The organism is Streptococcus oralis Uo5, assembly GCF_000253155.1.
In the GTDB taxonomy this organism is placed as follows: domain Bacteria; phylum Bacillota; class Bacilli; order Lactobacillales; family Streptococcaceae; genus Streptococcus; species Streptococcus oralis_L.
Map to the genome: position 1 here is coordinate 1,611,657 of NC_015291.1, position 20,439 is coordinate 1,632,095.

The window sequence follows — 20,439 nt, forward strand, 5'->3', positions numbered from 1 at the left end:
TCCTTTCATTTTCCAGTAAGCGTTTACATTTCTTTTTTAAAAATACTCCTTTCTCTGAAAGTGCTCTGCTTAACTGTTATAAATTAAAAATAATTGTACTTTTAATATAACAAATAAAAAGGCAGAAAGCAATAGGAAATAGGTAAAATTCACTAAAATTTTCTCTTTTCTGGAAAGTACTAACTCTAAGAATTTAAATAATCGCTTTACAGTTATAAAAAAGTTCTATCTCAAAGAATCTAATAAACAGCTTCATTTCAAAAACAAATTATTATCAGATAGAAACCATCAAAACAAGGGCTGAAAATCGGATTTTTTATCATTTTTTGCTATGATTAGTTAGATAGAAGAAAAGTGAAGGAGAAGACAATGAAATTAATTACAGGTGCAAATGGTCAACTCGTACCGAACTACCTTATTTACTAGATGAACGAAATGTGGACTAGGTTGCAGTCGATGTGGCCGAAATGGATATCACGAATGCTGAAATGGTTGAGGAAGTCTTTGCCAAGGTTAATCCAACTCTGGTCTATCATTGTGCAGCCCACACTGCTGTTGATGTGGCAGAAGATGAGGGGAAAGAACTGGATTTTGCCATCAACATAACTGGAACTGAAAATGTAGCCAAGGCCTCTGAGAAATACGGAACTACTCTGGTCTATATCGCAACAGACTATGTCTTTGATGGAAAGAAACCTATCGGACAAGAGTGGGAAGTCGATGACCTACCTGATCCGCAAACAGAGTACGGACGTACTAAGCAAATGGGAGAAGAACTTGTTGAAAACCTTACGTCACAGCATTACATCATTCGTACTGCCTGGGTCTTTGGAAAGAACTTTGTTTTTACCATGCAAAGTCTATCCCAAACCCATAAAACGCTCACAGTGGTCAACGACCAACACGGCCGCCCAACCTGGACACGAACCTTGGTCGAATTCATGACCTACTTGACTGATAATCAAAAAGAGTATGGCTACTACCACTTATCAAATGACGCAGCTGAAGATACCACTTGCTGTGACTTGGCTGTCGAGATTCTTAAAGACAGTGATGTTGAAGTAATCCCTGTAAATCCCTGTAAATTCCAGCAAGTTTCCTGCCAAGGCTAAACGTCCCCTCAACTCAACCATGAGTTTGGCCAAAGCGAAGGTGCCCTTAAAGAGTTTTATAAACAAGAAATAAGAAAATAAAAGATTACGACATACATAAAAAAGCAAGAGACCTTGAGGCCTCTTGCTTTTTTATATCTGATTACTTAATCACTTGTTGTGTTTTAGCATAGTTAGCCTCTACCGCTTCTTTTTCAGATTTCCACCAGTCTTGGTTGTCCGTGTACCACTTGATGGTCTCTTTTAGACCCGCTTCAAAGTTGGTAAATTCTGGTTTCCACCCTAGTTCATCACGAAGTTTGCTGGCATCGATGGCATAGCGGAGGACGTGACCAGCTCGATCTGTCACGTGGTCATAAGCACCAGCTGTTTTGACGCTGCCCGAGTAAGTGGTACAGGCGCGTTCCCGAACCAGCTGCAAGAATAATACCTTTCATAATGACGTAACCTTTCTAACGAACTGATTAATGAGTAACTTCAAATTCTTACTTCAACTTAGAAATGGCCGATTTCAGATAATCACCATTTCGAAGCGCTACTCCTACTTGTCTGGCATTAGCCGACAGTTCCATGTAATCTTGATCTGTCAAATCGTCTAGTGTCTTTTGGAGGTCATGTAGAGAAACAACCGCTATACCACACTGCTTATCTAGCACAAAATGCGCAAGGGCAGACTCTTTCCAAACAACTAGAGGAAAACCCGAAGCTAAATAAAGAGAAGCCTTGTGGGAGTTGTTAATACGTAGGTAATTTCCGAAAGAACCCTGGCAAGTTTCTGAACTATCACCGTCCCACACCAAACCAAAACTACCTTGAAGAGCATTTGGGAGGTCATCTGGCATAAAGGAACCAAAGTAGGTGGTATTTTTCAATGCACGACTTTCATCGTACCCCATTCCATAGAGATTATAGGCTGGCTGTTCTGGCAAATTATAAAGATAGCCTGATTTTGTTGGAATTAGATTTCCGGCGATGATAATCGCTTCTTCTTTTTGGGGAACATTTTTTTCCTCAAAGTTCGGAATCAGATAGTCAAAAATCTCCAAGCTAACCATTTTATCTGATGGTATGCCTTGAATTGTCAAGGCATTTTTCATGATATCATTATGAACGATAATGCCATCCACTGATGTAAGAGCTGCCTTCTCTTGGAAGTAATTTCTCACTTTATGACGAAGTTTCACTGCTGAATTTCCTACATGACGCAAGGTTTCAATATCATGGATCACAAGATAGAATTTGACTCCTCTATTTTGCGCCTGCTTGATGAGTGGCGAAATGAAAAATGTATGGTGGATAATCGGGAACTGAATCAGCAATTCATCCCCAGATCCCAACTGATCAAAGACAGACTTGAGCGCACGATATTTGTGTTGCTGAGCTTTAAAGAAATTCATCTTATACCAATTCTCAACCTTGAGTTCCAACCCCTTATAACCCTCTGAGACTAGAATAGCTTCCACGTCATTTCGTGCCTTATTTCCTGCATTCTTTTCATATTCATTACTCAGAAATGAATCCTTCAGATAATATTTCACCTTTTCTCCCCTTTATCTGTGATGTTCTTAGATACTCCCTAGTTCTTCTGCTACCACATCCAATGCACGTTCAATCGTCACATGCATGTCATAGTATTTATAGTCAGCTAGGCGTCCACAAAAGATAACCTTGTCATTTTTGGCTGCTTCTTCTTGATACTTAGCAAACATGGCATTGTTTCTCTCATCATTGATTGGATAATATGGCTCATCTCCACGTTTCCAATCAGCTGGGTATTCACGAGTAATAACCGTCTTTGGTTGAGTACCATACTCGAAATGCTTGTGCTCGATGATACGAGTATAAGGAATTTCTCGTTCTGTATAGTTTACAACTGCGTTTCCTTGATAGTTTTCCTCATCTAAAACTTCATGTTCAAAACGAAGACTACGGTATTCTAACTCACCATGTTTATAATCAAAGTATTGGTCAATCATCCCTGTAAAGACAACCTTTTCAGCAGAAGCCTCTAATTCTTGACGATTGGCAAAAAAGTCAACGCCAAGCTCTACCTCTACATCGCCAAGCATGTTTTCAATGATGACGTTATAGCCACCGATTGGAATACCTTGGTAACGGTCATTAAAATAATTATTATCAAAGGTCAAACGCACTGGGAGGCGCTTGATAATAAATGGCGGAAGGTCTGTTGCAGAACGTCCCCATTGTTTTTCAGTATAGCCCTTGATCAACTTTTCATAGATATCTGGACCAATCAACTTGATAGCTTGTTCTTCTAAGTTCTTGGGCTCAACATCTTTCATATGAGCCGTTTGCTGGGCAATCTTGTTCTTGACTTCTTGTGGTGTCTTAGTTCCCCACATAGCGTAGAAGGTATTCATATTGAAAGGAAGATTGTAAAGACTCCCCTTGTAGTTAGCCACTGGTGAGTTGATATAGTTGTTAAACTCAGCGAATTGGTTAACATAGTCCCATACTTTTTTATTGGAAGTATGGAAAATGTGGGCACCATACTTGTGGACATTGATGCCCTCAACATTTTCACAGTAGATATTTCCACCGATGTGATCACGCTTGTCAATCACTTTAACTTTTTTACCGCGTTTTGTAGCTTCGTGTGCGAAGATTGCTCCAGACAAACCAGCACCAACGATAAGATAATCGTACATAGTGTTCTCCTTTTTATAATTTGACGATTCGATTGAAGTAAGGAATCTTCATTAACATTCCAACAATAATAAAACTAACACTTAAAGTAAATAGAGCAAAAAGTAAATATGCTCCAACAAAATTAAAACCAAATATCCTTTCCCACAATTTCATAATATAAGTGTGTATTATGAAAACTCCCATTGTTTGATTAGAAAGGAAAACAATCCTTTCCTTTCGGTTTTCATTCAACGTAAGCGTGAGGATAGTTAGAAAAATTCCTAGAGTACTGACTTTTACAAATAAAGTATCATAAAAATATTCAGCAAAAAGATTATGGTAAGTATTCTTTGCTAAGAAAAAGAATATAATTGGCGATATCAACACTAAGAATATGCTAACTATTTTCATCCAGTTTTTAAATCTATATTTGAGGTTGTCTACATTGAATTGTGCTATATAACCACCTAAAAGATAGTAGAAAAACCAAGTCCATAATCTAAAAGTTTGCATAACATGAGTTTGTATAGGCATCTGAAGGAAAATATTTGCTAATTCAACTATAAACCCAATTGCCACCAATAAAGATAGAATGTATACATATTTTCTTTTTGAATTTATAACTGTTTTCAAAACAGGCAAACATAAATAAATAAGAATCAGCGCACCAAAAAACCAAAACTGAAAGAAATACCCTTTTTGTAACAGAGAGCCTACAATTTTTTTAATTGGATTAACCGCAAAGTCTCTTTTAAAGAGCCAAACGATAATGCTCCATGATGACACTGTTATTAGAATCCATTTGACTTTTTGAAGTATGTAAGGATAAGTTATTTCCCTTTTGCCTAACAATAAATAACCATTGACCATAAAAAACAAAGGAATGGAGTAGGTACCTAAATAATATAAATATGCCAAAAGATTCCATGATCCTGTCTCTTTAAATCCGCCCATTGTTGTATGGAGTAAAATGACCCCAATACACGCAAGCACTTTTAATAAATCTAGGCTGATATTCCGATTTTTTTGCATTCTAATTTTTCCTAATAACTTGTTTTAATTCTTTTACATCTACCACTTTCAGAGATAGAATTGCAAAAAGATAAATGATTCCACCAAGCACTGCAAATGCTAGAACATTTAGGGTTGGCGAAAAATGTATAACTGTTTTTGAACCTAGCAGAATGCCATACATGATAGCTGACGCTAGAACAATTTTTGTCATAGATCCGATAATAGGAACTTCTTTTAGGTATCTACGGGTAAAGTATAATTGTATCGCCCATACCAACGCCTCTGTCAAAACAGAAACAATGGCTGCTCCTATATATCCCAGTTTAGGAAGGAATAGTAAGTTCAAACCTACACTGATAATTGCGGGAGCTGTTGTTGAAATCATGAACTCTTTATTTTGATTGTGAGGTATCAGGATCTGAATTCCCATGATATTGGTCCAACCGATAAAGAACATACGGAAGATCATAATGGCGATTGCATAACGTGCATCCTGAAAATCCTGCCCAAGGAAAAAGCTAACAAAATCATCGTTGACGATTAAAATTCCTGCCATCATTGGGAAAATCACTAGATTATAAATGAGGAAGGACATCTCATGCATTTTGTTAACCGCTTTATGATCACCTGTCGCTAACAAATGCGCGACACGAGGCAACATAACGCTTCCCAAGGAAGTTACCAAGGTCAGAAGGATATTTACTAATTTTAGGGCCTGGTCATAAATCCCTACATCTTTTGTAGAAGCTAAGGCTCCAAGCATGGTACGATCCAGCGTAATGTACAAAGAAATCGCTACTTGAGGAAGGAATAATAATATGACCGGCTTTAAATGATGTCTAGCATATTCTATGCTAAAATGAGAACTACCGATAAACTCCCGAGCAGGCACCCACATACTTAGTTGCCCCAAGAGTTCAAATATGGTTAGCAAAAAAACATAGAGATATAGGTCATTTGCAGATTTGACAAAGAGAAAGATTGAAATGACTCCAACGAGTTTAACTGTGATATTTCGAACAGTAATCTTTCGAAAATCTTCTAACCCTTGAAAGAGCCAGGAAATGTCTAAACCTTTTGAAACTAAACTCAAACCTAGAATGTAGGCTACCGGATTTTGCATAAAGGGAAGAGTTAAACAAAGAAGACAATACAAGGTTAGAGAAAGAACTGTTGCCCCTAATTGTAGAGAGTAGATACCCCAAAAGTTTTTATTAATCTCATTACGATGTCCTGAAATGACCTTGGTCCCATAGTTAGCAACTCCCAGCGTCGCTAAGAGAATAAAGTAGGTGACAATGGAATTAAAGTATCCATACGTCCCTAAATCATCCGAAGAAAAGACCCGTGTTACATAGGGAGTCGTAATGATTGGGAGTATAATCACTAATAACTGATAAGAAAGATTGTAGGCGTAGTTTTTTAATACTTTCATTTCAAGTCATCCAATTTAGAATTAATCAGTGAAAACAAAAAGTTTGACTGGTCATACTTATAATGGTCAATTATTCTAAAAACTTCTTTCATATTTCCTCTTTCCTACATTTTTTTGACACTTGTTGCAAATTAAATTGGATCTATGCACGATACTATCGTAGCAACAAATACAATCTAGGGTTTAACATAAAAATAAGGTATTTTAGTTTTAGTTTCCATGATAACTTATTATTTTTTAACAAGTCACTCATTTCGACTCTCAACAACTCTTTATCTTTTGAAAAATCTTTTAAGCCTGAGTCAGCTTTTGCACCAATTACTACAAAACCACCTAATAATTTTTTAGCTTGCAAAGCTTGCTTTAATTCTGGACTCTGAATGTACTCTCTTTTAATAACTTCCTCATTTTTTGCAACAGCTTCAAAGAAATCATATCTTTTTTCAGTAAAAATTGAACGAACTATACTCCCTTCCCTACGATAGTAATTGTAGGTTTCAAGCGGACTGATCACGATTCTTTCAGCCAAGGCAAGGTGTTCTCCTACAACATAAAAATCCTCATAGATTTTCCCAACTGGAAAAGGGACTCGTTCCAATATGCTTTTTTTATAAAGCTTAGCACAGGCAGAAACCGTTGCAACTTTGTCATCCAACATTAGTTCCAGAGCCTTTTCTTTTGTAATCGGAGCCAAATCTTTATAGTCTGAGTCTTGCAATCGATAAGAAGTATAAGCATTATATTTTGAAGTAGCTTTTACCTTTGTTGAAATCAAGTCTGCTTGATGTGTTTCCTGAATTTTCACGATTAACTCTAGAGTATATTCTTCAAGATAATCATCCGGATCTAAAAAGAAAATCCAATCTGAGTTGGCTTTTGCCACTCCAAAGTTACGTGCATCAGATAATCCACCATTTTCTTTGTGGAAAACATGGATATTTTCATATTGCTTTGCATAATCTTCGCATAATAGAGGAGAATCATCTGTGGATCCATCATTTACAAGGATTACCTCAAAGTTTTGATAGGTCTGTTTAATTAAGCTTTCTATCGCAAAATGCAGATAGTCTGCAACATTATAAACAGGAACAACGATGCTGATAAACATACTAAACGCCTCTCTCTTTTTCTTTTTTTTCAGAGTATTTATTTAAAATCGGATTAAAAATTATTCCCAAAGCAAAGTTAGTCCTATAATTTAAATTAGACAATCTGGCAAATTTTTTCGTAGGAACGTATTTATATGAGCTTTGCTCAATCTTTCTATATAGTTCCTTTAACGACCTTTCCGAATTATTGACCATCCATGACAACCAGTACTTCAAATTTATTTTTATCATTCGGAAGCACTTGTTGAAAAGACTCCAGCCCTTTTGAAATGTAGTTCTAAATATTATAACTAGGCATTACAATTGATAACAAGCAATCCTTCATCTTATCTCTTAAATCGTCTCAATTAGTTCAATCCACTGCTTGAGAATTTTCTCCTTATCGAATTTATCCATATTGTCTTTTGCATGTTCTGAGAAAGACTGTCTCAAAGCTTCATCTCCCATCAGTTCAAGCAATTTTTGGCTCAACTTGTCCGTATCATAACACTCAACCAGATAGCCATTAACTCCATCTTCAACAATCTCATTTGGTCCTGTTGGACATCTGAAACTAACAATTGGGAGGTTGTATTGTTGAGCTTCCAGCAGAACTAGAGGTAGACCTTCATAGCGAGAAGTCATGACATAAATTCCTTTATCTTCATAAATCAAATCCTGATTTTTTTCGAGTCCTTTTATGACTAACTTATCCTGTAAATCATTTTCGTTGATTAAATTTCTGATTTTGTCCACTTCATCTTGACTTCCGGAACCGTAGATTTCCCAAGTCCAGTCAGACCTTTTCACTAACACTTTTTTCGCGACTTGAACAAGGTAATCAAATCCTTTTTGATAATCAAAACGACCAACCGTCACGATTTTAGTTGAATTTTTATTATAGGAGACATCTGAAAGAGAAGCCTCTTTCCAATTATAGATGTAGCAAATCCTTTCTTCAGAAACACCGTATTTTTTTATATAGTTTTCACGATCTTCTTGAGTAAGGGTCACGAGTTTATCAGCAAATTTCGCTCCAATATACCTTTGTATCTTCTTAACTTTAGTATCAATATCTACTATAGAATTTGTATGGTCGCAGGAAACAAATTTTGTTCTCAAACCAATTGTACTTGCTACACCAACTGCATTCATACTCATTCCGATTCCAAAAACAATATCAATGTTCTCTTCTTTCAGATAGTTTCTCAACAACTTGACCGCTTCGAGAAAATTTTTACTCATAGATATTTTCTTTGATGATAAATTTTGATATCGAACCGATTGTTTTAGCGAGAAGAAATTGTTTTCTGTAGAAATCATCGAGAGAAGATGAACTTCATACATAGTTGATAACTCATTTGCAAGGCTGGTTGCTACTTTCAGTCCTCCATCTGTTCTATCGATACTCCATTTCACTAAAGCGATTTTTTTCATCTTTAAACTACACTTCCCCTTCATTTTCACCAAGTGATATAATCTCGTAGTGGTGAAGAGCCCTTTTATCTTCTGGTGGCAATTGCATATAATCCGCTCCGTAAATGGCTGTTAGATATTCTTTGTATTTACAAGGACAACAAAGTTTAAGATCTTCAAACTGTAATAGGACTGGTTCTCCAAAGTAATCACTTGGTACTATCTCTTTTAATTTGTAAGCTCCCGTATAATTTCCTGCATAAGCTTCATCAAACAAATATTTTTTTATCGTTTGTAAATATTTTTTCTGAGCCCATGTAAAGGAAATAATCTTCTCAATATTAACAGCATTCGCAAAAGCAATAATTATCTTTTCAATGAATGGCCGATTTTCTTTTTTCTGATTCACCAAACTATTGAATTGCGAGAGTTGAACCATCATCCTTGCGTACAAGTATCTCAAAGAATGAATTTTTTTCTTTAAAACATTAGAAGGCATACCATCCAACGGAAAAATGTCTATCCACAAACTCTCTACCAATTCTTCTTTACTATAATTCATGATGATTTTTGTAGAATCATCTCGGATCACAGAGAAAGCTTTTTTGTAATTTAATGTATCTTCGCTTAAAAACTTGTAGTTTTCTGGTAAGACATTTGAAGCTATTTTTTTAAACTTTTCATAATCTTCTCTCGGCATACCGATATCGATGTCATCATCCCAAGGTATGAAACCTTTATGACGTACCGCTCCTAACAAGGTCCCACCTAGAGCATAGTAGGTTAGGTTATTTTCTTCGCAAATATTAATAAACTCTTTCAAAATAGATAATATCTTATCTTGAATGATTTTGATATCCGACATACTTTCCTCCTATATAAATCGAAATAAAACCGTCTTTCCAGCCTATGCTCTTTTAAGTTCTTGTTAAATAGTTCTTACCATTTCACTATACGTTTTTTCAAATGAATGTTATTTTAACTGTTCATCGCCTTCATCAGAAAACTGATAATCCGAGTTTATTAAAGCGCCTACCAATATCCAAAAAATATTATTATGAAGATAGAAATTCAAATCATCAATCATGGAATGAAAACTCATCATTATCAAAATAAAAGCAAGAACCCATTGACGACTTTTAATAACTTTAGACAAAGTCAAAGTTAGAACTGAGACCATTAATCCCAGGATGAGTAAGCCAAATCTTTGTAAGATTTGGACATACAAATTGTCCACATACAGATAGGTCTGATAGTTTCTAACACCTTCAACAGTCAGACCATTCCCATTCCAGTAAACTGGTCGTCCAAAAAATCCAAAACCATAGAGATTTAAAGATTTATTAGCCAAGTATATCCGACCACCTAACATATGATTCGCTTTAAAAAGAAGATCATTGATAAAAGAATGACTTGAATTGAGATAGGTAACGGAGACCCAAAAACTAATAACTGCATTTACAATAAAGGTTGGTTTAAAAACTTTAATCACATATCCTAACTTTGAAAATAGTTTCGGAAACCATTTTATTAACAAACTGCATGCCAGCAATACACAGGAACTATAAAATGTTAAACGAGAATCCGTTTGATCATATACCCAATAAACTGATAGAGCTAACAGTAGCCATTGCCAGTATTGGATTTTGTTTTGCTTTAAATAAAACACAATAGCAACTATATTCATCAGTAAAACCGAAGGAAATAGAGCATATCTAAAGCCTAGGTAGGCCCGTACTCGAGGACCAGAAATTTCTATATAATTCGTTATTATTCCTAATCTTGCGCTTATGATAACAAAAAACAACAAGCACATACTAACGACTAATGAAGTTTTCGCCACCTTCTTAAAGGGAATATCTCGTAAAGTATAAATAAATAATATACTTACAGGAAGTTCTGAACTGAGAGATGTCATTTTCCCCACTATAAAATAAATTAAAACCGTTGCAAACAAACCAATGAGAGTTCTATAATCATATTTTCGCTTAAACGACTCTTTTATAAACAAAAGAAAGAGGGAAAAAGCTATCGCTAATTTATAAACTGTTCCAGGTAGATACCGAGCATAAAAAGTTACATTTAATATCGAAACCGTTAAAAATATCCCTAAAGCAACAAGAGCCAAAAGTTCTGGTACAGATTTTATTTTTAGTACTAATTTCATTCTTATTATTCATCCCTATCTAAAAACTCTGTCCATATTTTTTTCCAAAGAATTTTGCTTGTAAAAAGGACTTCCCTTTTTGAATCAAATCGATTTTTTCCATATAAATGAACGGAATCTCTTTTACCCGCAAATCTTGTTTTGCCAACCAAACATTAAACAAGCGTTCGCTGATTCTACCAAATAATCTAGCTTCAAAAGCAGAATAATCTGTTATATCTAATTTTTTATATAGTTCATCAATAATTGGGAATAACCATTCACAATAAGCCGTCACATTCTCTTTAGACATGATAAACATATTGAACATATACCCACTGCGTTGTTTCATTATACTATCAAATGTTTCAACGTATTCTGGGCTTATCTCACTTATAATCTGACGCGTTATATCTAAATGCTTAGCATCGTGTGTATGAGAATAGTGCGAGTATAGAGTTTCAATGTAATACTTCCGTTTTTGGGGTACGATAACATCATAATTCGACATCAAGTTTTTCACTTCTGATTTTGAAAGGATAATATCATCCATACTGATTGCTTCACTATATGATTGTCTTTTTGATGTGAAATATCGACGATAATGTACTAATCCAAGATAATCACATTCTAAATTTTTCCATGCCCAATACAATCCCGTCAATTCGCAATAATAAGGATTAAGGTGAGAAATATGAACTCCTTGATTATCTGGTTGATAACCTAAATCTCCCTTCCCCTCACTGCCAACTTGGATAGGGACGTACAATTCCTTATCCTCCGGCATTTGAAATCTTTTATGTGTCGCAATTATTATTTTAAACGTTTTAGACATTTCTATATCCTAATTCAATTTCCTTCATTTGTTACTATCTTAATAATCTTTTATTCCAAATAGTTCACCACTAAAACTATCTTGACCCGAAAAGATGAAATTGAATACAAAAGGATATCTTTAGTATTCAATTTCATCTTTATATATTCCGCTCCATATCGACTCAGCTTGACTTTTCAATGCGCCCCTTCACGAGATAACACTCTTTTAATGGTCAAAAAGAAGATTTTGATATCTAACCGTAAAGACTGATTTCTAGGATAATATAATTCCATCTCACAACGTTCAGGATAATATACTCCACTCCTACCAGAAACTTGCCATATCCCTGTAATCCCAGGACGAACAGACAATAAAATTTCCTGTTCATCCTCGGTATATTCGTCTAGTTCATTTTCAAGAATTGGTCTTGGACCAATAAGACTCATATCACCTAGTAGTACATTTATAAACTGTGGAACCTCATCAATACTTGTTTTTCTTATAAAATCTCCAATATTTGTAAGTCGTGGATCCTCATTTGGTGGCAATTTATAGCTATTCTTTTTATACTTTTCATAAAGTTCCTTATTCGAAATCAGAATTTCTTCTGCATTCTCGACCATCGACCTAAACTTAATGATTTTAAATTTTTTCCCTCTGAGACCTGCTCTGCACTGTGTAAAAAATATACTTCCTTTGTAACCTTTCATTTTATAGATTACAAAGATGACCAGAGAACAGGGTAAAACTATAAATACCGTTCCAAACAAGCCGATAAATACATCCATAGACCTTTTGAAGGCAATATAGATGATCTTGTTTTGTTTCACCTAAAACTCCCCCTTGTAATAATCCCCTTAGATAATTCTCCAACTACATGATTCCCTACTTTTTCCCATAGTTCCCATATGCTCCATAGGAGCCATATTTTTCAACTGAAGTATTAAATTTATTTAGAACTACTCCTAGAAATGGTTTGCTTGTTTGTTCGAGTTGTTCTTTAGCTTTTTGGACATCACGACGATTGGTTTCACCAGCAGCAGTTACCAAAACAGAAGCGTCACACTGTTGCGTGATAATCGCCGCATCGATAACAACTCCAATCGGGGCAGTATCTACGACGATGTAGTCAAAGTACTTGCGTAAGGTGTCAATCATGGTCGCAAAATTTTCACTTTGTAATAAAGCTGTTGGGTTTGGTGATACAGAGCCCGCTTGAATGACAAACAAATTTTCAACATTGGTTTCACATAAACCTTGTGATAGATCTGTCGTCCCAGATAAAAACTCTGTTAGACCTGTAATCTTTTCCCGTGATTTAAAGACACCTGACATGACTGAATTACGGATGTCCGCATCAATCAACAGTGTCTTATAGCCTGCACGCGCGAAAGCCCAAGCAATATTGGTAGAAGTTGTTGATTTTCCTTCCCCTGGTTTAACGGATGTGATCGAAATAACTTGCAGGTTATTCCCACTCAATTGAATATTAGTGCGAAGGGCATTGTAGTACTCTTCTGCTTTTCTTGCCTGATCCAATTTTTTATGTGCAATCTCTAACGTTGGCATTTTTCTCTCCTATTTCAATTTATCCAAATTTGGAACTACTCCCAATAGTGCAATTTGCATCACGTCCTCAATATCTTCTGGACGTTTCACTCGTGTATCCAAAATCTCAACAAGGAGAACTGTGACAACCATCACAACCGCTCCCGCAAGGAATCCAACCATGGTATTGCGACGAATGTTTGGTGAAGATGGTGATGTTGCTGGGCGTGCTTCTTCAAGCGTTGTCACATCCGAAACGCGAGTGACGCTGATAATCTTTTGAGCCGCAACCTCTCTCAAAGAGTTGGCGATACGGCTAGCTTCCTCAGGTGCACGATCTGTAACAGAAATCGATACAATACGCGTATCCACTGGAACTGTTACCTTGATTTTACTAGCTAGACCTTTTGGAGGGAGTTCTAGTTTCAAATCAGTCGCAACCTTCTCTAAAACGTCTTGCGAGAGAATGATTTCACGATAGTCTTTTACCAAGTAAGATCCCGCTTGCAAGTCTTGGTTGGTCAAACCAGGCTTATCTCCCTGATTACGATTGACCACATAAATTCGGGTCGTACTCGTAAACTCCGGCTTCACAATAAAACTACTGTAGGCAAAAGCTACTGTCCCTGTCACGAATGCTACCAAAGCAATTAACAATTTTCGTTTCCAAAGGATTTTAAGCAAGTGAAATACATCGATTTCCATCATATTTTGTTCTTTCATTTTTTCTCCTAAATCAATTGATCCATTATTATTTTTCGGGGATTATCCTTAAAAAGTTCCTTAGCCTTATCTTCACTGTATTTTTGGGCAATGATATCATAGGCTTCCTCCATATGAGGAGGTCTGTGATCCAAGTTGTGCATATCACTTGCTATCACGTGAACCAGATCTCGTTCCAAGAAATACTGGGCTCTCTTTTTCATAAATTTATAGGTTTCTCCGAAGAGTTTTGGTTTCAAAACATGAGAACTATTAACCTGAGTATAACATCCCATGTCAATTAGCTCTCGCACGCGCTTTTCATTGTTTTCTAAAGCATCGTAACGTTCAATGTGGGCAATGACGGGTGTAATGCCTAACATTAGAATATTACTCAGCCCCTTATGCATATCCCGATAGGGTGTGTTCATACTAAACTCAATCAAAGCATAGCGACTGTCGTTGAGGGTTGGGATTAATTTCTTTTCTAACTTCTCAACAACATCCGGCGTATAGTAGATTTCTGCCCCATAGGCAATGATTAAGTCATCCGCAACTTCCTTAGCCATTTCTCTCACCTTCAAAAAGTTAGTTGCGATTTTTTCTTCAGGAGTTTCAAACATCCCTTTTCGTCTATGCGAAGTGGAAACAATTGTTCTCACTCCTTGATTATAGGCCTCTCTAAGAAGTTTTTTACTCTCCTCTATCGACTTTGGACCATCATCCACATCAAAAACGATGTGTGAATGGATATCTATCATACTACTTACCCTCCATCACATCTTTGATAGCAGCTTTCGCACCAGCCAAACTACTATCGTCGATTTCCATCATGTAGAGGTTACTATCTGGCATAGCGTATGAAGGAAGATCCGTGCGTCCAGTTCCCTTCAAATCTTGAGAGTTGACTTTGTAGTTCCCGCCACTCTCCAATTGAGTATTAACCAGATCCATCATGGTTTCCAAAGGCATATTGGTCTGAAGAGAATCTTGCAATCCCTTGATGATGTTATCGTAGTTTTTTAAAGCCTCAGTTGAAGTTAATTTCTGAATAACAGCAACAATGACCTTCTGTTGGTTCCGACCACGGTCACGATCTCCATCTGCTAGAGAGTAACGCTCACGAACAAAACCAAGAGCCTGCTCAGAGTCTAGATGGACATTCCCAACAGGATAATACTTCCCGTTAGTATGTGCTGTAAACTCCTGATCATTATAGACATCAACACCACCTAAAAGGTCAATCAATTTCAAGAAAGAAGTGAAGTTCAAGCGAACATAGTAGTTAATATCCACACCATAGAGATTTTCCAAAGTATGAATTGATGAGTCCACTCCATAAATCCCAGCGTGAGTCAATTTATCCTTTTGATTATTTCCCCCATCCGCAATCGGAACATAGGAATCTCGAGGAGTTGTAGTGAGAAGGATTTTCTTGGTATCTCGGTTCACAGTCATTAGAATATTCACATCTGAACGCGAAACGGAACTAATCGGTCCATAGGTATCAATACCGCTCACATAAATATTGAAAGCTTTATTCTTCGATACCTTTGGTGCCGCAACATCCTTAGTTAATTTTTTTGTATAGATTTTTTTGATTTTTGAAGCATAATCTGGATACTCTGCTTCGATGATGTTTTCAAAGACACTATTTAAGACAATCGCCTTTGCCTCACCTGAAATCAAACTCTTATAGGCTGCTAGATAAGAAGCACTCTGTTCAACTGTCAAGTCTTTACTCTGTGTCGTCTTAATATCTGTCACCAACTTTTGGATATTATCATTATCTGTTTCAGTCGGACCTGTTACACTATCCAACTGGGTCACATTGTTGATTTCACTGTCTTTTAAAACGACCACACTCATCGAATACTCTGAGTAGTTTGAGGTCGCATTGATATGATTTGTAAAACCGACAAACTGCTGCAAAGCATAGAGAGAAACCGAGCTAACTACGATAGCAAGTGTCAAAAAGAAAGCCGTAAACTTCTCAGCTTTCTTATACACTATCAGAAGGATTGCAATTACAGCAGAAATAAAAATAAGAACCGCAGTAAGAATATTGAGGTATCGAAAAGCTAAGATATTATGTTTGAAAATTAAGAACAATAAAAAACCACTCAATAATAAATAAATGGTTGATAAAGCTATATTAATATTTCGTTTTACATTCCCTAAACGAGCTCTCTTTGAACGTCTACTCATAATAATCCCCTATACACGTTAATAGTTATAAATATTATATCACAATTATGATGGAAATTCCATCCATCCTTTCTATTTTCAGCGTTTTCATTCGCTTTTGTTTTCTTAAATTGCTCTAAAATATGAGCAAGGTTCCGAATGCTATTCTAGACAAAAAGACAAGGCGCTCGGAGGCAACCTTGTCTGTAATCTTATTTTACGTGGTTTTCAAACTCTTTTTGGCTCTTTTCGATAGCTTTTTTACTTTCTTCTTCCCACTTAGCCTTGGCTTCATCAAATTGTTTCTTGGTAACAGGGTCTTTTTGTAATCTCATGTACTTATAATTATTTCCGTCGCCCTTGATTCCTACTAGGGAGTAGGCACGTGTAAACGGAGTTACTTTGGTTACAGAGGCTGTCCCACCATTTGACATAGCAGACATGACTAGAGAATTGTCAATCATCCAAGCTTGAGCTTCAGCGTATTTTTCATAACGCTTAGCGACATCTTTATTCTCAGCATCTGCTTCTTTTAGGAGTTGTGTATAGGTATCAAGTCCCAGACTCTTGATAAGTTCTTGGTCTTCCTTGGCATCAAGGCCAAAAATTTTGAGATAGAAGCCAGTTTCAGCATTGAAGGGGTCTAGATAAGTTGATGGATCCTGGTAATCACCAACCCAACCATCAAAGTTTAGGTCGTAGTCACGAGCTGCTGGATTTGGTGCTAGGAAGGCAACATTTCCAAAGTCATCTGTAGAAAGCTGTTGAACATCAATGACGATATTGTCAGAACCTAGTACTGTTTCAAGGGTTTGTTTAACTGAGTTCATACCAGAAACTGCGTTTTTATTTGTCTGATCAACAGGAACGTCCAAATGGATTGGGAAAGTCACGCCTTGGGCTTCCAATTCCTTTTTAGCTTCCTCAAATTTTGCTTGGGCCTTTTCCTTGTTAAAGTAATCATCTTGAGCGTCTGCCAAATTGATACCTGACCACTCAGTTCCATAGTTCACAAGCTTAGAGGCTGTTACTTCTCCAAAGGTCTTATCTCCCACCTGAACAAATGTTGGGGGAACCAGAGTATTACGAAGGGTTTTGCTCGCTGCTTCTTCACCGTTAGATTGAGCAGAGTAAGCTGTTCGATCAATACCAAAGTTGATAGCCTGACGGAAATTTTTATTTAAAATAGCTGTTTGAGCTGATTTCTTTTGTTCGTCCGTTGTTTTAGCGGTATGATTATAGGTTTTGCGGTTGACGTTAAAGTTAAAGTACCAAGATGTCTTGTCTTGTAAGCTATAGACGATATTGTCTTGGTATTTTTCTTTTGTCTTAGCATAGTTTGAACTATTTGGATAGACTCCTGCAATCGAGTAAGCACCACTTTCAAAGTTTCGAATAGTCATCTCCTGATCTGACCCATCAAAGTAGGCTAACTTAACTTTTTCAATGGTTACTTTATCATGGTCATAATAGTGTGGATTCTTCACATATTCGATCGAAGATTTTGATGTGAAATCTTTTAACAGATAGGGGCCGTTATAAAGGATGCTGTCTGGTGTCAAGGTACCAAAGTCTTTATCCTTTGATTTCAAGAACTCTTCATTAACTGGGAAAAGGATACTATTAGTTGTCTTTGAATTCCAGTACGGTTCTGGTCGAGTCAAAGTGTACTCGACCGTGTAATCATCCAAGGCTTTGACACCAACAGTTGAAAAGTCATTGGTCACACCCGTCACATAGTCATTCAATCCCTTGATTGAATTTTGGATCAGATCCATGGCTTGCGCCTTGTTGTCAGCTGCATATTTGATCCCAGTGACAAAATCCTGAGCTTTGACTGAAGCATATTCCTCACCATCAGCTGTATACCACTTGGCATCTTTTCTAAGCTTGTAGGTATAGGTCAAACCATCTGATGAAACAGACCAATCCTCCGCAAGAGCAGGCACGAGGTTCCCGTAGCTGTCATTTTCTAGCAAACCATCTACAAGATTGGTAATAACGGCAGTGTTATCTGCATAATAATCTAGAAGATAGTTAAAAGTTGTTGGATTCGCACTAAATGTTGATGAATAAGTGCTAGTATCTGTGTTGGACTGTCCACATGCCGAGAGCAAAATCCCTGTCGCTAAGACAAGACCTGTCCCGATTAGTCTTTTTTTCATTTTGATCATCATTCACTCCTTTATGTCACTTTTTATAACATAACCATATTTTATCAAATTTATTCAAAAATGTAAAGTTACTGCTTTTATGACAACTGGTGTCTTAAAACAAAAAAGGAAGCACAGTTTCCTGCAACTTCCTTTTCTGTTTATAGATTACTTGACGTGTTTTTCAAGTTCTTTTTGGTACTTGGCATTTGTTTCGATTTTTTCTTGTTGCCATTTCTTGAAGGCTTCTTCGTATTCTTTTGCAGTCACAACGTCATTTTGCAACTCCAAACCTTTGAACACAAATGGGTCTCCCTTGATTCCGACTTGAGAGTAAGCTTTTGTGAATGGTACAGTTCGGCTAACAGTTGGAGAACCACCTGAAGAAGCAACTGGGATTAAGAGCGAGCTGTCTGACACCCAAGCTTGAGCTTTGGCGTATTTTTCATAACGCTTATTAAGGTCGCTGGTTTCAGCTGCAGCATCATCCAAGAGTTTCTTGTATTCGTCTAGACCGACTTGAGCCATCACTTCTGGATCTTTTCCACGAGTGATCCCCAAGTGTTTAAGGGCAGAACCCTTCTTAGCATCAAGGATGTTGAGGTAGGTAGCTGGGTCTTGATAGTCTGGTCCCCAACCAGTTCCATTCAAGTCGTAATCTTTTTGTGCTGGAACCTTAGCTTGGGACGTAATGCTTATTTTTTCATTATCTGTCATTTGAAGGACATCGACAATGACATTCTCTGTACCAAGTGATGATTCGATTGACTGCTTGAGTGAGTTGGTTTGTTGAACCGCGATTACATCTGTTTGTTCAACGGGGATATCCAAATGGATTGGGAAGGTAACACCCTTGGCTTGCAATTCTTCCTTGGCTTTAGCAAAGGCAGCCTTAGCTTTTTCAGGACTGTAAATCGTATCCTTGCCATCTGTAAGGGCTACATCTTTCCACTGGTCTCCATATGAAACAAGCTCTGCCTGCGCCAACTCTCCAAAGGTCTTTTCGCCTACTTGAACGTAGTCATGAGGCACTAGGCTGTTACGGATAATCTTGTTCGCACCTTCTTCACCATTCAACTGAGCAGTATAAGAATGACGGTCAAGGGCAAAGTTCAGCGCCTGACGGAAGTTCTTGTTGAGAAGAGCTTCTTTCGTTGAAGTTTTTTGAGCCTCGTCTGTTTTGGCTGTTTTATTGTAAGATTGGCGGTTTACGTTAACAGTAAGGTAGTAGCTTGTCGCTTCTTGTGGACTATAAACAATCTTATCGCCGTACTCTTGTTTAGTTGACTCAAAGTTTGAGCTTGTTGGGAAGAGTCGGGCTGTTGTATAGGCACCTTGTGTAAAGCTGCGAATCAAGGATTCTTGATCTGATCCATCGTAGAAGGTTAGTTTAATATTGTCAATCTTAACATTGTCCTTATCCCAGTAGTTTGGATTCTTTTCATATTCAATGACTGATTTTGAAGTCAATGATTTCAAGAAATAAGGACCATTGTATAGGATACCTGATGGGGTTGGTGCACCGTAGTCGCTCCCTTTAGAATTCAAAAATTCTTCATTAACTGGAAGCATGGTTGCAGTTGTGACCTTAGAGTTCCAGAAACTCTCTGGTTTGTTGAGCGTGTATTCTACCGTGTAATCATCAACAGCCTTAACTCCTACGGTAGAGAAATCATTGCTCTCACCACTGACATACTCTGCCAAACCTTTGATAGAATCCTGAATCAAAGAAAGACCATCTGATTTTCCGTCAGCGGCATGTTTAAGCCCAGTAACAAAGTCTTTGGCCTTAACTTCAGCGTATTCTTCTCCATCAGAAGTATACCATTTTACACCCTTACGAAGTTTGTAGGTGTAAGTCAAACCATCCTTTGAAACAGACCAGTCTTCTGCAAGTGATGGAATTAAGTTCCCATACTTATCATTTTCCAAAAGACCATCAACAACGTTTGCTATAACGTCAGAGGTTGAGCTCTTGCTCGTCACACTATAGTCCAAAGAAGATGGATCCATAGCGTAGACATAAGAGAATGTCTTGGGAGCATCCGCTTTCTTTTCACTTTGCCCACAAGCAGTTAACAGTAGGGCTGCACTCAAAACAGCACCTGCTCCTAAGAGCCACTTTTTCGATTTCATAAGTAATCTCCTTAAAGATAGTGTTTTCACCATTAT

Annotated in this window: 16 protein-coding genes and 2 pseudogenes; 1 reads left to right on the plus strand and 17 read right to left on the minus strand. The window is 37.1% G+C overall.

What is annotated here, in order from left to right; all coding sequences use genetic code 11:
* Nucleotides 1-369 precede the first annotated feature (369 nt).
* Nucleotides 370-1,193 (plus strand): annotated as a pseudogene (locus tag SOR_RS08035) (sugar nucleotide-binding protein).
* A 61-nt stretch (nt 1,194-1,254) separates the two neighbouring features.
* Here the strand turns inward: SOR_RS08035 and SOR_RS08040 are convergent.
* The 17 genes and pseudogenes from SOR_RS08040 to SOR_RS08125 all read right to left on the minus strand — a co-directional run.
* Nucleotides 1,255-1,476, minus strand: a pseudogene (locus tag SOR_RS08040) (GDP-mannose 4,6-dehydratase); the annotation flags it as partial.
* Nucleotides 1,477-1,597: 121 nt separating this feature from the next.
* The gene (locus SOR_RS08045) at nt 1,598-2,650 is read right to left on the minus strand and encodes a hypothetical protein (RefSeq protein ID WP_000878655.1); all 1,053 of its coding nucleotides are present in this window, start codon (nt 2,648-2,650) and stop codon (nt 1,598-1,600) included.
* A 27-nt stretch (nt 2,651-2,677) separates the two neighbouring features.
* Complete coding sequence (gene glf / locus SOR_RS08050; protein ID WP_000272510.1) at nt 2,678-3,781, minus strand: UDP-galactopyranose mutase; 1,104 nt, start codon at nt 3,779-3,781, stop codon at nt 2,678-2,680.
* Nucleotides 3,782-3,794: 13 nt separating this feature from the next.
* Nucleotides 3,795-4,793, minus strand: coding sequence for an acyltransferase (locus tag SOR_RS08055; RefSeq protein ID WP_001171484.1), 999 nt, complete (start codon nt 4,791-4,793; stop codon nt 3,795-3,797).
* Nucleotide 4,794: 1 nt separating this feature from the next.
* The gene (locus tag SOR_RS08060; RefSeq protein WP_000866215.1) at nt 4,795-6,210 is read right to left on the minus strand and encodes a flippase; all 1,416 of its coding nucleotides are present in this window, start codon (nt 6,208-6,210) and stop codon (nt 4,795-4,797) included.
* A gap of 154 nt (nt 6,211-6,364) precedes the next feature.
* Nucleotides 6,365-7,318 (minus strand): glycosyltransferase family 2 protein, encoded by a 954-nt coding sequence (locus SOR_RS08065; RefSeq protein WP_000470851.1) that lies wholly within the window; start codon nt 7,316-7,318, stop codon nt 6,365-6,367.
* Between the two features lie 334 nt (nt 7,319-7,652).
* Complete coding sequence (locus tag SOR_RS08075; protein WP_000717320.1) at nt 7,653-8,735, minus strand: glycosyltransferase family 4 protein; 1,083 nt, start codon at nt 8,733-8,735, stop codon at nt 7,653-7,655.
* 7 nt (nt 8,736-8,742) lie between these two features.
* Nucleotides 8,743-9,579 (minus strand): LicD family protein, encoded by an 837-nt coding sequence (locus tag SOR_RS08080; protein ID WP_001280055.1) that lies wholly within the window; start codon nt 9,577-9,579, stop codon nt 8,743-8,745.
* 108 nt (nt 9,580-9,687) lie between these two features.
* Entirely contained in the window at nt 9,688-10,881 is a 1,194-nt protein-coding gene (locus tag SOR_RS08085) for a hypothetical protein (protein ID WP_000780143.1), read from the minus strand.
* A gap of 19 nt (nt 10,882-10,900) precedes the next feature.
* Nucleotides 10,901-11,695, minus strand: coding sequence for a DUF4422 domain-containing protein (locus tag SOR_RS08090; protein ID WP_000047470.1), 795 nt, complete (start codon nt 11,693-11,695; stop codon nt 10,901-10,903).
* A gap of 176 nt (nt 11,696-11,871) precedes the next feature.
* Nucleotides 11,872-12,465: a sugar transferase gene (locus SOR_RS08095; protein WP_232501621.1), complete on the minus strand. Its 594-nt coding sequence runs from the start codon at nt 12,463-12,465 to the stop codon at nt 11,872-11,874.
* Between the two features lie 97 nt (nt 12,466-12,562).
* Nucleotides 12,563-13,246 carry a tyrosine-protein kinase gene (locus SOR_RS08100; RefSeq protein WP_001142498.1) on the minus strand — a complete coding sequence of 228 codons (684 nt, stop codon included), beginning with the start codon at nt 13,244-13,246 and terminating at the stop codon, nt 12,563-12,565.
* 9 nt (nt 13,247-13,255) lie between these two features.
* The gene (gene cpsC / locus SOR_RS08105; RefSeq protein WP_000664128.1) at nt 13,256-13,948 is read right to left on the minus strand and encodes a capsular polysaccharide biosynthesis protein CpsC; all 693 of its coding nucleotides are present in this window, start codon (nt 13,946-13,948) and stop codon (nt 13,256-13,258) included.
* An 8-nt stretch (nt 13,949-13,956) separates the two neighbouring features.
* Nucleotides 13,957-14,688: a capsular polysaccharide biosynthesis protein Cps4B gene (gene cps4B / locus SOR_RS08110; protein ID WP_000565330.1), complete on the minus strand. Its 732-nt coding sequence runs from the start codon at nt 14,686-14,688 to the stop codon at nt 13,957-13,959.
* 1 nt (nt 14,689) lies between these two features.
* Nucleotides 14,690-16,135: an LCP family glycopolymer transferase CpsA gene (gene cpsA, locus SOR_RS08115; protein WP_000091220.1), complete on the minus strand. Its 1,446-nt coding sequence runs from the start codon at nt 16,133-16,135 to the stop codon at nt 14,690-14,692.
* Nucleotides 16,136-16,326: 191 nt separating this feature from the next.
* The gene (locus tag SOR_RS08120; protein WP_000594272.1) at nt 16,327-18,288 is read right to left on the minus strand and encodes a peptide ABC transporter substrate-binding protein; all 1,962 of its coding nucleotides are present in this window, start codon (nt 18,286-18,288) and stop codon (nt 16,327-16,329) included.
* 147 nt (nt 18,289-18,435) lie between these two features.
* Nucleotides 18,436-20,403, minus strand: coding sequence for a peptide ABC transporter substrate-binding protein (locus SOR_RS08125; RefSeq protein WP_000837391.1), 1,968 nt, complete (start codon nt 20,401-20,403; stop codon nt 18,436-18,438).
* Nucleotides 20,404-20,439: the final 36 nt, after the last annotated feature.